The 13,700-nt window shown below is 44.7% G+C and carries 9 protein-coding genes; 6 read left to right on the top strand and 3 right to left on the bottom strand.

Features of this window, described 5'->3' with window-relative positions; genetic code table 11:
• Nucleotides 1–304: 304 nt before the first annotated feature.
• From gltB to PQ469_RS10975, 5 genes are all read left to right on the top strand, one after another.
• Nucleotides 305–4,822, top strand: coding sequence for a glutamate synthase large subunit (gltB, locus tag PQ469_RS10955; protein ID WP_090647536.1), 4,518 nt, complete (start codon nucleotides 305–307; stop codon nucleotides 4,820–4,822).
• Nucleotides 4,823–4,828: 6 nt separating this feature from the next.
• Nucleotides 4,829–6,307 carry a glutamate synthase subunit beta gene (locus PQ469_RS10960; RefSeq protein WP_090647539.1) on the top strand — a complete coding sequence of 493 codons (1,479 nt, stop codon included), beginning with the start codon at nucleotides 4,829–4,831 and terminating at the stop codon, nucleotides 6,305–6,307.
• Between the two features lie 191 nt (nucleotides 6,308–6,498).
• Nucleotides 6,499–7,032: a DUF4142 domain-containing protein gene (locus PQ469_RS10965; protein WP_274213000.1), complete on the top strand. Its 534-nt coding sequence runs from the start codon at nucleotides 6,499–6,501 to the stop codon at nucleotides 7,030–7,032.
• A 52-nt stretch (nucleotides 7,033–7,084) separates the two neighbouring features.
• Entirely contained in the window at nucleotides 7,085–7,519 is a 435-nt protein-coding gene (locus tag PQ469_RS10970; protein WP_274213001.1) for a glycoside hydrolase family protein, read from the top strand.
• Complete coding sequence (locus PQ469_RS10975; protein ID WP_274213002.1) at nucleotides 7,462–8,082, top strand: family 43 glycosylhydrolase; 621 nt, start codon at nucleotides 7,462–7,464, stop codon at nucleotides 8,080–8,082. The genes PQ469_RS10970 and PQ469_RS10975 overlap by 58 nt, the downstream gene beginning before the upstream one ends.
• A gap of 156 nt (nucleotides 8,083–8,238) precedes the next feature.
• Here the strand turns inward: PQ469_RS10975 and PQ469_RS10980 are convergent, their stop codons facing one another.
• Nucleotides 8,239–9,441, bottom strand: coding sequence for a DUF763 domain-containing protein (locus PQ469_RS10980; protein ID WP_274213003.1), 1,203 nt, complete (start codon nucleotides 9,439–9,441; stop codon nucleotides 8,239–8,241).
• A 197-nt stretch (nucleotides 9,442–9,638) separates the two neighbouring features.
• Entirely contained in the window at nucleotides 9,639–11,549 is a 1,911-nt protein-coding gene (locus PQ469_RS10985) for an AMP-dependent synthetase/ligase (RefSeq protein ID WP_274213004.1), read from the bottom strand.
• A 234-nt stretch (nucleotides 11,550–11,783) separates the two neighbouring features.
• On the opposite strand from PQ469_RS10985, the gene PQ469_RS10990 reads away from it, so the two are divergent.
• Nucleotides 11,784–12,809: a WD40/YVTN/BNR-like repeat-containing protein gene (locus PQ469_RS10990; RefSeq protein WP_274213005.1), complete on the top strand. Its 1,026-nt coding sequence runs from the start codon at nucleotides 11,784–11,786 to the stop codon at nucleotides 12,807–12,809.
• 15 nt (nucleotides 12,810–12,824) lie between these two features.
• Here PQ469_RS10990 and PQ469_RS10995 read toward each other — a convergent pair whose 3' ends face one another.
• Nucleotides 12,825–13,628: an alpha/beta fold hydrolase gene (locus tag PQ469_RS10995; RefSeq protein ID WP_274213006.1), complete on the bottom strand. Its 804-nt coding sequence runs from the start codon at nucleotides 13,626–13,628 to the stop codon at nucleotides 12,825–12,827.
• Nucleotides 13,629–13,700: the final 72 nt, after the last annotated feature.

The raw sequence follows: 13,700 nt of genomic DNA on the forward strand, positions 1-13,700 counted from the left end.
CAAATAGTCTACTCTTCACATAGATTTAACCAACAAAATTTTATTCTGTTATTGGTATATTTACCGATTGTATAAATGAATAGCGGTAAATTGGTGCAACTTTATACCGATTCTAAATAAGAAAACAACATATTTCATTTGCTTAATCATAATAATTTATTGTTTATGTTGTCATTTTGTTAAATAAATATGATATAGATAATCGAATTTTTAGAAATCTTTAAAAATTCCGATAAATTTTATAATTTATTTGCAAATTGGTAACTTCGTTGTTACACCCCTTTATAAACGGTTTACTCTAAAGATGAATCAAACTGATAGCAACCAGGGCCTTTACAGGCCAGAATTTGAACACGATTCGTGCGGAACTGGATTTATAACCAACATAAATGGTCATAAAAGTAACCAGATTATTGATGATGCGCTTACGATGCTCGAGAACATGGAACACCGCGGTGCCTGCGGATGTGATCCTGAAACCGGCGATGGTGCCGGTATATTAATACAACTGCCCCATGAGTTTTTAATGGAGGAATGCTCAAACCTCGAGATCAGCCTGCCCGAACCGGGCGAGTATGGTGTTGGGATGATCTTTTTCCCGAAAGACTCGGCACAAAAAAAGGCCTGCCGCATTGTGATTACCAATGCGATAGAAAAGCTTGGCCTTGTTAAATTAGGTTACCGCAAATTGACCGTTGATTCAATGGCAGTTGGCGAAACAGCCCGCCAGGCCGAGCCGGATGTAGAGCAGATATTTATTGCCCGCCCGCATCACATTACCAATGCGGATGATTTTGAGCGGAAGCTTTTCATATTACGCAGGTACATCAATAAAACTATTACGGATACCATCCCAGGCGCATCTGAATATTTTTATTTTACTTCGTTATCCTGCAAAACAATTGTTTACAAAGGCCAGGTAACTACTTACCAGCTGCGTAAATATTATGCTGATTTAACTGATCCGCGTATTGCATCTGGCTTTGCCATGATCCACTCGCGTTTCTCTACCAATACTTTCCCATCGTGGAAACTGGCTCAGCCTTTCCGCCTGATTGCCCATAATGGCGAGATCAATACTTTAACCGGCAACTTAAACTGGTTTTACGCCGGTTTAAAATCATATGCTTCGTCGTACTTCACGGCCGAAGAAATGGAAATGATTATGCCGGTGATTGATAACAACCAGTCAGACTCTGCCTGTCTGGATAATATCATCGAAATTCTGTTACACTCGGGCCGTTCGTTACCACACGTAATGATGATGCTGGTACCCGAGGCATGGGACGGCAACGTACACATGGATCCTATTAAAAAGGCGTTTTACGAATACCATGCTACTTTGATGGAGCCATGGGATGGCCCGGCCGCTATCACCTTTACCGATGGTAAACTGGTAGGTGCTTTATTGGATAGGAATGGCCTTCGCCCCTTGCGCTATGTAATTACCAACGATGGCCGCGTTATAGCAGCATCTGAAGCGGGTACCCTGGCTATCGACGAAAGTACCGTAGTACGTAAAGGTCGTTTGCAGCCTGGTAAAATGTTGCTGATTGATACCGAAAAAGGCAGGATCATTACAGATGATGAGATAAAAAAACAAATTTCTTCAAGGCAGCCTTATGGCCGCTGGCTGGAGAATTATAAAATAAACCTGAGCGAACTTACCGAACCCCGTTTGGCATTCGCTCAGCTATCAGAAGCTTCGGTATTCCGTTACCAGCAGGTATTTGGTTACAGCCGCGAGGATATAGATACCATTATTAAGCCAATGGCTGTTGATGGTAAAGAGCCCGTAGGCTCCATGGGTACCGATGTGCCTTTGGCTATATTATCTGATAAACCACAACATTTATCAAGCTACTTTAAGCAATTTTTCGCCCAGGTAACCAACCCGCCTATCGACCCGATCCGCGAGCGCCTGGTAATGAGTTTGGCAACCTTTATCGGTAACAATGGTAACTTGCTGGATGAAGATAAAATGCACTGTCATTGCGTGGTTTTAAAACACCCGATATTAAAAAATCACCAGTTAGAAAAACTACGGAGTATTGATACCGGCCTTTTCCATGCCAAAACGCTGCAAACTTACTTTGTAGCCGATGGTATGCCCGGCTCGTTAGAAAAAGGTATTGCAAGGCTTTGCCGCTATGCCGAGGATGCCGTTGATGATGGATTTGAAGTATTGATCCTGTCGGATCGTGCTGTAGATTCGGAGCACGCGCCCATCCCTACATTATTGGCGGTATCTGCGGTACATCATCACCTGATTAAAAAAGGCCGCCGCGGCGCTGTAGGCTTGGTTGTTGAAACCGGGGATGCGTGGGAAGTGCATCACTTTGCCTGCTTGCTGGCATTTGGCGCTACAGCTATCAACCCGTACCTGGCTTTGGCAACTATCGAAACCGTTAAAAACAACGGCAGTTTAGAAACCAGCCATGATATTAAAACATTACAAAAAAACTACGTAAAATCTATAAATGATGGTTTGTTGAAGATCTTCTCTAAAATGGGGATCTCGACCCTACAATCATACCATGGTTCGCAGGTTTTTGAAATATTAGGCTTAAATAAAACGGTTGTAGATAAATATTTCTGCGGAGCTGTTACCCGTATTGGCGGTTTGGGCCTTGACGAAATAGCCCGCGAAGCGCTATGCAAACACCGCATGGGCTTTAACACCAAGGGAGCCGACAATTTATTGCCCGAAGGTGGTATTTACCAATGGAAACGCAGGGGCGAAGCGCACTTATTTAACCCAACCACTGTACACTTATTACAACATGCTACCCGTAGCAATGATTACAACGTGTACAAAAATTACGCTAAAGCAATTAACGAGCAAACCGAAAAGCACTTTACCATTCGTGGATTGCTTGACTTTGCCCATCACCGTGAAGCTATAAGCATTGATGAGGTTGAACCGGCCGAAAATATCATGAAACGCTTTGCAACAGGCGCCATGTCATTCGGCTCTATATCTCACGAGGCGCATAGCACCATGGCTATTGCCATGAACCGCATAGGTGGTAAAAGCAACACCGGCGAAGGCGGCGAGGATGAAATGCGTTACGAAAAAATGGCCAACGGCGATTCCATGCGTTCGGCTATTAAGCAAATAGCATCCGCCCGTTTCGGTGTAACATCAAATTACCTGACCAATGCCGATGAATTGCAGATAAAAATGGCACAAGGTGCCAAGCCAGGCGAAGGCGGACAGCTTCCGGGTCATAAAGTTGACGACTGGATTGCTAAAACCCGTCACTCAACCCCTGGTGTAGGCTTAATCTCTCCACCGCCACACCACGATATTTACTCTATCGAGGATTTGGCGCAATTAATATTCGATTTAAAGAACGCCAACCGAGCTGCACGTATCAATGTAAAATTAGTATCAAAAGCAGGTGTGGGTACAATAGCAGCAGGCGTGGCCAAAGCACATGCTGATGTTATCCTGATTGCCGGATACGATGGCGGTACAGGTGCATCGCCAATAAGCTCGGTAAAACACGCCGGCTTGCCATGGGAACTTGGTTTAACCGAAGCTCACCAAACATTGGTACGTAACAAATTACGCAGCCGTGTGGTATTGCAAACAGATGGCCAGCTAAAAACCGGTCGTGATTTGGCCATTGCAGCTTTGATGGGAGCCGAAGAGTGGGGCGTTGCAACAGCGGCGCTTGTAGCCGGTGGCTGTATCATGATGCGTAAGTGTCACCTGAATACCTGCCCGGTAGGTGTTGCCACGCAAGATCCTGAATTAAGGAAACTGTTTAGCGGTAAGGCAGATCACGTAGTGAACCTGTTTAAATTTATGGCCGAAGAACTGCGCGAGATTATGGCCGAATTAGGTTTCCGTACCATTAATGAAATGGTTGGCCGTGTTCAGTTCCTGAAAGTGAAAGATCATCTGGAAAGCTGGAAGGCTAAAAAGATTGACCTGAGCGGTATTTTACACCCGGTTACCAATACCAAAGGCATGACGCTTTATAACAGCGAAAAGCAGGATCATGGCATGGATGAGATATTGGATTGGCAGTTGTTAGCGGCAGCTCAACCTGCTCTTGAAGATAAAACACCGGTATTTGCATCGTTCGATGTCATCAACGTTAACCGTACCATTGGTACCTTACTGTCAAACGAGATCTCGAAGATCTATGGTTCGGCTGGCTTACCCGATAATACCATTAACTACAAATTCAAAGGCTCGGCCGGGCAAAGTTTCGGTGCTTTTGCAACCAAGGGTATCTCTTTTGAGTTGGAAGGCGAAGCCAATGACTACGTAGGTAAAGGTTTATCAGGCGCACAACTGGCTATTTATCCTTCAGCGAAAGCTACTTTTACACCGGAAGATAATATCATCATTGGTAACGTTGCCCTATATGGTGCAACATCCGGCGAGCTATTTATAGGCGGTATGGCAGGCGAACGATTCGCGGTACGTAACTCAGGTGCTACTACTGTTGTAGAAGGTATTGGCGACCACGGTTGCGAGTATATGACCGGTGGCCGTGCACTTATCCTTGGTAAAACAGGCCGTAACTTTGCGGCTGGTATGAGCGGTGGTTTAGCCTGGATTTATAACCCGGATAACAGCTTTGCCGAGAACTGTAATACCGAGATGGTGGATCTTGATCCGCTATCGTTACAGGATGAAGAGCAGATACTTACCTTGTTGCGTAAGCATGTAAGCCTTACCGGCAGCAAACTGGCGCAGCAGATCCTGGCTAACTGGGCCGAGGCATCTACACAGTTTGTTAAGGTGTATCCAAAAGAGTATAAAAAAGTAGTAGAGAAGTTACAATATCAAACAATAGGCTAAATTTCAATGGGAAAACCAACAGGATTTCAGGAGTTTAACAGGGAATTACCAACTAAGGTTCCCGCTGCTGAACGCGTAAAAAACTATAAAGAGTTTGTTAATTTATATACCGACGAAAAGCTGAACCAGCAATCGGCCCGTTGTATGAATTGCGGTATCCCTTTTTGCCATTCGGGATGCCCGCTGGGTAATATTATCCCGGAGTTTAACGATGCCGTGTATCGTCAAAACTGGGAAGAAGCTTACCATATTTTATCATCAACTAATAATTTCCCCGAGTTTACAGGTCGTATCTGTCCTGCACCTTGCGAGTCTGCTTGTGTGTTAGGTATCAACAAGCCGGCTGTAGCTATCGAGGAAATTGAAAAGCATATCATTGAAATTGCTTACCAGAAAAACCTGGTAAAACCAACTGCGCCTTTAGTAAAATCGGGCAAAAAAGTAGCTGTAATAGGCTCTGGTCCGGCCGGTTTGGCTGCTGCAGCTCAATTGGTAAAGGCAGGCCACGCAGTAACAGTTTACGAGCGCGATGACAAACCGGGAGGTTTATTGCGCTACGGTATTCCTGATTTCAAATTAGAGAAAACTGTAGTAGAACGCCGTATAGAAGTAATGGAAAAAGATGGTGTGGTGTTTAAGCTGAACAGTGAAGTAGGTGTTAACGTTGCCGCTGATGAATTGGTGCGCAATAATGATGCTGTAGTACTGGCGGGCGGTTCAACAGTACCACGTAACCTGATGATCCCCGGCAGGGAATTAAAAGGCATCCATTTTGCAATGGACTTTTTGAAACAGCAAAACAAACGTGTAAGCGATATTGCAGTTGACGGGGATGATATTTTGGCCACAGGCAAAGATGTAGTAGTAATTGGCGGCGGCGATACCGGCAGCGATTGTGTTGGTACATCAAACCGCCAGGGAGCAAAATCAATTAAGCAGTTTGAGGTGATGTTTCAGCCACCTGCACAGCGTACACAGCACATGCCATGGCCAACATATCCAATGGTGCTTAAAACCACCAGTTCGCACGAGGAAGGCGCCGAACGTTTCTGGGGCGTAAACACCCTGGAGTTTTTAGGCGACGACGAAGGTAACCTGCGTGCGTTAAAAGTGGTAGATGTAGAGTGGGAGCAGGATTTTATGGGCCGCCCTGTAAAATTCCATGTGGTTGAAGGATCAGAACGTGAAATTCCTTGTCAGCGTGTGTTCCTGGCCATGGGTTTCCTGTATCCGCAGCCTGCAGGCCTGTTAGCTCAATTAGGCGTTGAACTGGATGACCGCAAAAACGTTAAAGCCAAAGAAGGCGTTTACCGCACCAACGTAAGTAAAGTATTTGCTGCCGGCGATATGCGCCGCGGACAATCACTTGTTGTTTGGGCAATATCCGAAGGTCGCGAAACGGCCCGCAAAGTAGATGAGTTTTTAATGGGCCACTCATTGCTGGAAAGTAAGGATGCCGTTAATCAGTTTGACCAGGTGTTTTAAGAAAACGCCTGATCTGCTGAAGATATATAACCACGCTGCGTACTCTTTTATGGGTATCGCAGCGTGGTTTTTTGTTTTATTTTGATGGGTTATTTTGTGCTGTTATGGTTAATCAATATTAATTATGCCACTCTGGTAAACCACTTGCCCCGTTTGTTGTTAAATCTAAACAAGGCATAATCAATTTATAAATGAAGTATTTCACCGGCTTATTATTGATTTTGGTTACCCTCATTTGGATACCATCATGCGAAAGCAACAAACGCGCAAACAATTACAATAATAAAGTGCTCGTTGACGACGCCGGAATACTTTTTTTTAAAAATGGCGCTGAGGCCAGCCTGACCACCGTAAAAGCTTCCGGTTTGGCTATCTCCAACTCAAAAAATCAAAAGGTTATTCAGTTTGCCAAAGCGATGATTGACGACCATACTTTGCTTGCCGATAATTTAAAAAAATTGGAGATTGATAACTTTGTAACCTCCAGCGATACCATAAATGCCGGCCATCAACAAGTAATTGCCGCTCTTGAACAAAAAAAGGCGGCCGATTTTGATAAAGCTTATATGGAACTAATTGTAAACCAGCACGAACAGGAGATAACCTTGTTTAAAACAGTCTCACTCAATAAAAATCCAAACCTATCTGATTTTGCCAACAAAAACATGCCATCGTTGCAGGCGCATCTTGATTCGGCTAAGGTGATTATGCTGGCGTTAAAATAGTTTATCTAATAGCAGGGTAATGTTTAAATTGCGGGCTATACCTATCTAAATCATGCTATTAAAAAAAAGTTCATTTATTACCTTTTTGTTGGCGTTAATTGCCTGCCAAATACAGGTTTCTGCACAAGTTTCTGCTATAAAGCCGGGTGAGGTTTGGCCCGATAACCGGGGGCAACATGTGCAGGCACATGGCGGCGGCATTATCAAAATTGGGAAATTATATTACTGGTTTGGCGAAGACAGAGCAAAGGACAATGATCCCGCAAAACGCTACGTGGCCTGCTATTCGTCGCCCGACCTTACTAACTGGACATTCAGGAACAAGGTGATTAAAACAAGTGATCCGGCAAACTTTGGTGAGGGATTTGTATTGGAACGGCCCAAAGTTTTTTATAACCAAAAGAACCGCCAATATGTAATGTACCTGATATGGATAGCGCCAACTACAAAGCAGCCCGCGTTGGCGTTGCGGTTTGTGATAAGATAGATGGCGACTACAAATACCTTAAAAGCTTCAGGCCCTTAGGCGAGCAAAGCCGCGATATTGGTCAGTTTGTTGACGACGACGGTTCGGCATACCTGATATTTGAGGATAGGGCCAAAGGCTTCCATATTGCACAACTATCGGACGATTACCTGAGCGTTGAAAAAGAGATATGCCTCATTAAAGCGCCTTTGGAAGGTGGCGCCCTGGTGCATTATAAAGGACTTTATTATGCCATTGGATCGGCGCTTACCGGCTGGGACGCTAATCCTAACAAATATGCTACGGCAACATCGCTAAGCGGGCCATGGTCGGAGTTTAAAGATATCGCCCCGCCCGAAACAAATACTTATGGATCGCAATCTACCATGATGGTGAAGGTTGTTGGTACAAAACGTACCACCGTGATTTTTATGGCCGATCAGTGGCATCCCAAAGCCCAATGGGATTCGCGCTATCTGTGGATGCCTTTGGAGATAGGCGACGGCAAGTTATGGCTGCCAAAGCCACAACCCTGGAAGATAGATGTAAAAACGGGGGAATGGAAATATGCCGAGGATAAATAACAACCTGTTAACCCTTTAACTCCCGCGAGGTTAGCGTCAGCGTAACTCGTGGGCATCCTGGTTTAAGCCTATGGCTTAACTATTTCAGCTGAAAGCTGAAACCATGTACCCCACGAGCTGGAAGCTCGCGGGAGCGATGCGCGATAGCGGAAGATGCTAAAATAATTTCAATTGCTGTTGTACCGGTGGCTTTGCTTTTCCAAATACGGTGCGGCCACCGTATTTCCATGAATCCTCACGCTCTTTGGCAATTACCTGGTCAAAATTGGCGTTGGGTGTAAAATCTTTTTCGGCATTCTCGGCTATTTTATGGAGGCGTTTGATGGCTTCGTTTTGTTCTGATAACCCCAGTTTCGATTTGTGTATTGCATTTTGGAGGACGCCTATAGTTTCATCATAAACTTTGGTAGGTACGGGGAAGGGGTGGCCATCCTTACCGCCGTGCGCGAATGAAAATCTTGCCGGATCCTTAAACCGGGATGGAGTTCCGTGTATAACCTCGCTTACCAATGCCAGCGATTGCAGGGTACGTGGCCCCAGGCCTTGTAATAGTAATAAATCTTCAAAATCAGCAGGTTGCTTTTCATGCGCTAACCAAAGTACGGCACCCAGGCGTTTCAAATCCACGTCCCTGGCTTTTACATCATGATGGTTGGGCAGTACCAGGTGACTGATCTCTTTGATCATGGCTTCCGGATTTTCGGCGGCTATCTGCATTACCCCGTTTCGGGAGGTGTCGGCCAGCTTATCTGTCATGTTCAGGATCAGGCCTGTATTTTTGCCGTAGATGGATGTATGCGGATCATCAACAAATGATGTTAATTGCTCAGAATGCCAATGGTAGCGGCGTGCCGTGCTGCTGGCATCGCTCATGCCTTGCTGCACCACGGCCCATTTGCCGGTATCGCTCAGGATAAAATTGTGGGTATATAGCTGGAAACCGTCCTGAATGGCTGTGTTATCAACTTTAGCGCTTAGTTTGCTACATCGTACCAGGTGGTTGCCGTCAAGCCCGGTGGTTTCACCAATTTTTAACAACTCGGCAGGGGTTTGTTTGGAGTGTTTGCCTTTGCCGCCGCAAATATAAATGCCCAGCTGGCGGCTGTATGGGTTTACTGACTTTTTTAAAGCGCCCATTACTGAGGTAGTTATGCCCGATGAGTGCCAATCCATCCCCATAACCGCGCCAAGGCTCTGAAACCAGAAAGGATCGCTCAGGCGGCGTAAAACCTCGTCCTTGCCATAATCCATTACGATGTTTTCAATTACAGCCAGGCCTAACTTTGCCATGCGCTCGGCAAGCCATGTGGGTACATAGCCATAGTGTAAAGGTAAGTCAGCACTGCCAGATCGCTTCATGCTAATAAATTTAGTATTTGTTTTTGATTTAAGGGGCCTGCAGGATTAACAAATTTATTCTGAACTCGGATTAAGCAGATTTTTCGGATTATTTGGATTTGATTTGGAATCCAATCCTGTCAATCCCTTAATCTCAAAATAGTGGTTTAGACCAAAAGCATCTTCAAATTCTCAAATCTTCAAATTCTCAAATTAAATTAATCTTCTTCCGTTTCACCGGCGTACAGTTCATCTATTTCTGCGGCATACTTTTTCTCAATAACTTTGCGTTTGGCCTTCATGGTTGGGGTTATTTCGCCTTCTTCCATGCTGAAAGGGTTACGTTTTATCCTAAATGATTTGATACGTTCAAACTTGGCGAGCTCGTTGCTGAATTTGCGGATATCCTGGCTTATCCAGTCCACAATTTCCTGCTCATCGATAAATACTTCCGGGCGTTCAAAAAAATCGTTCTGGAGGCCGAATTGCTCCTGCAAGCCTTCTTTACCGGGCACTATGATAGCGGCTATGTATTCGCGTTTATCGCCCACTAAAAACACCTGTTCAATTTTGGGGCTCTTGAGGTACGTATTCTCAACCGGGGTAGGATATATGTTTTTGCCATACGCGTTTACCAGCATGTTTTTAAGCCTGTCGGTAATTTGCAGGTTACCGCGATAAAACCTGCCTATGTCGCCTGTGTGAAACCAGTTGTCGTCATCTATAACCATGGCTGTTTCTTCGGGCTTATGCCAGTAACCTTTCATTACGCAATGGCCGCGAACAATAATTTCGCCTTCCTCGGTTTCTGTATTTTCCTTAAAATTATCGTGGGTTTGTATGGAGTAAATTTCTTTGGTTTCTACATTTTGGATGGCTACCTCAATGCCCGGAATAATGCGGCCCACGGTACCGTAAATAACCCTGTGCCTTTCGGTTACAGCCATAACGGGCGATGTCTCTGTTAATCCGAAACCTTCCAGTATTACTATACCCAGGTCGCCAAAAAACTCACCTATGTTTTTGGGCAGTGCGCCTCCGCCCGATACCATAAACTGCAGCTTGCCGCCGGTTTTTTCTTTTATCTTACTGAAAACCAATTTTTCGGCAATGCCATGCTGGGCTTTAAGGATAAGGCCCGGCGATTTACCGGCTTCATGTATCAAACGTACCTTTTTGCCAATTTCAAATGCCCATAAAAATATTTTGGTTTTTATGCCACCTGCAGATGTACCACTTTTGATAGCCCTATCGTGAATACGCTCAAGCAGGCGCGGCACGCAACATAGTATGGTAGGCTGCGTTTCGCCCATATTTTTAGCTAACAGCTCCAAACTTTGGGCAAAAGCAATTTGCGACCCTTTTAAAATTGCGATATGATAAATTGTACGCTCAAATACATGCGATAATGGCAGGAACGATAAAAAGCGGTCATCCTTGCTTACAAAAGGAATTTGGATAACACTATTCAGCGCGTTTTGGGTAAGGTTATAATGCGTAAGCATTACACCCTTAGGGATACCTGTTGTACCTGATGTATAAATAAGGCAGGAAAGGTCGGTAGGTAAAATAGCTTCGCGGGCGGCAGCAATAGCATGGCGATATTGGCTCACCAAAGCCAGTCCTTCTTTAATCACATCATCAAAACCAATTACACCGGCGTTGAGCGTATGTTTACCGCTGTGTTTTTCAAAATCATCAAAAGCCGGTATAATACGAATGAGCTCGGGGCAGTTATTGGCTATTTTAAGCACCTTGCGAAGCAGGAACGGATTGCCTGTAATGATGGTTTTTGCGCCCGAATCGTTTAAGATATACTCAATTTCGGTTTCGGTGAGGGTAGGGTATATCGATGCATTTACCGCACCTATCTGCTGTAATGCCTGGTCGTAATAAACATAGTTTGGCCCATTTTCGATAATCAGCGACAACCGGTCGCCTTTTTTAATGCCCAGGTTTAATAACCATGCCGATATGGCATCTATCTTTTCCAGCGCCTCGCCATAAGTAATCTCCACCCAGGTATCTTTAACCTTATGGATTAAAAATGTATGACTTTCGGGATGGATATTGGCAACGGTATTGCGTATAAACGATGGGACAGTTGTAAGTTGATTAGCCTGGCTCATTAATTGATCAATTGGTTCTCTTCAAGCATCAAACTTATGTTTTTTCGGTATAAAACTCAAATCAAATATTAATGGCCGATAAATAAAGCCGGGACGGTTCCCCATGCAAACGTAAAGTATTTTTAAAAATTCCGGATGTGTAATTTATTCCTTAGGTTTTATTAAAAAAATGATTCAGTTGTAGCATTTGCAGGTAATAATGCGTAATCAGGTTAATAGCCAATTATACTTTTTATGAAACCACCTTACCCTATTTTTCTTGCAATGGCAATTGTTATGGCCGTCCTGTCGGGCTGCGATAAAGGCCAGCCGGCTGCAATTAAAAGCAGCGAAAGTAACGCCAAAGTAGTTTTGCTGCCTGCTCAGTTGCCCCAATCAATTACAGCGGTATTTTTTACTGATGTTAAAACCGGTTATGTTGCCGGCGGTGGCGGTGGTATTTATAAAACTTTTAACGGTGGCGACAGCTGGCAAGCCGAAAATTCAAATACCAATTTGCCTATTTATGGCCTCTATTTTATAGATAGCAATAAAGGGTTTGCGGTTGGTGGCGAAAGCTCATGTGGAGGAACGGGCTGTGTGCCGCCGGGTGGTTTTATACTGCGTACGCTTGACGGCGGCCAAAGCTGGGCAAGGGTTTATACACCGGTTGAAAAAACTGAGATAACGTCCGTCTATTTTGTAAATACCAATGTGGGCTTTTGCGTAGGTAATAACGTGATTTACAAAACTACCAACGGCGGTTTGGCGTGGACAGCGCAGGCCATCGAAAACCTGGGCGGGAAAATGATGCAAATAAAATTTACTGATGATAAAAATGGCTTCATAATATGCCTGTTTGATAAGATAGTACAGACAGATGATGGCGGCCTAACCTGGAAAGTAACCAGCCCGCAAACCAACACCGGTTACTACAGCATAGCATCTGCCGGAGGCGTTACCTATGTGGGTGGGCAGGGCAAGGTTATAAAATCAACAAATAATGGCAACTCGTGGAGCGTGCTGGCTAATTCGCCGGCAGATGTTTTCGCCATCTATTTCAAAAACTCTAAAAACGGCATCGCACTCGGCCGGGGCAATTATTCGGGGGGCGATTTTGGTCATTCTTATGCTTCAATTTATACCACGTCCGATGGCGGCGATAGCTGGACAGGATCGTCAGATATTACCGGGTATTCTGCCATTAACGCTGTAAGCTTCCCGAACCAAAGCGTAGGTTTTGGCATAACGGGAAATAAAATAATTAAGATAACTTATTAAAATTGGGCGCTGCCGTTATTCAGCCGTTAAAAACTCATCAAGCAATGCTACAAATAACTCCGGTACTTTACTATACGGGTTTGGTGCCATAACCTCGCCCATAAAAGCGCCGTGGCTGCCGGGCATTATGGTGAGCCGGCCATGTGGCAATAACCGCGACAACTCTATAGCGTGCTCGGGCGTTATCACATCCTGATCGCTTACGATGACCAGGGTAGGAGCCTGGATGGCTTTGATATCGTCGGTGTTCCAATCCTTAAAGGTCTGCATCCGTTTGGCATCTTTATCTTGCATGTTTTGCAGCCCTGCCTGGGTATTGCCGGGGATGGCCAGGTAAACATCTTTGTAAATCTGTGGCATCGAAGATAGATCTGCTTTGTTTATAAAATCCCAAAACCACGGGAACGTCCCGGCACGTTTATAAAGTGCCGAAATGGTAACCAGCTTACGTACTAATTCGGGATGCCTGATAGCCAATTGCAGGGTAGTGCTGCCGCCGTTGCTAAAACCCATAACATCGGCACCTTTAATGCTTAATTGTTTTAGCAGTTCGGCTACATCATCGGCATCCTGCTCAAAAGTTTCGGGAATATCCCTGGCAGATGTGCGTCCATGATTTTGCAAATCGACCGCAATAACCATATGGGTTTTGGCCAGTTGGGGCATAATTTTACCAAATGAAGTATGCATTGTTGAACCACCGCCATGAATTAATACCAGCGGATGGCCTGTGCCATAAATTTCATAATACATTTTTATGCCGTTTACCTGGGCATATTTACCGGCATCTTGTGCCTGGGTGGTGGTCGCTGTTGTCATAAGTATAATTATAAAAGTAGTGATCTTAATATAAAGCAGCATTAAGTTTTTCATAATTCAAATTTAACGCCA

The organism is Mucilaginibacter sp. KACC 22773, assembly GCF_028736215.1.
Taxonomy (GTDB): Bacteria; Bacteroidota; Bacteroidia; order Sphingobacteriales; family Sphingobacteriaceae; genus Mucilaginibacter.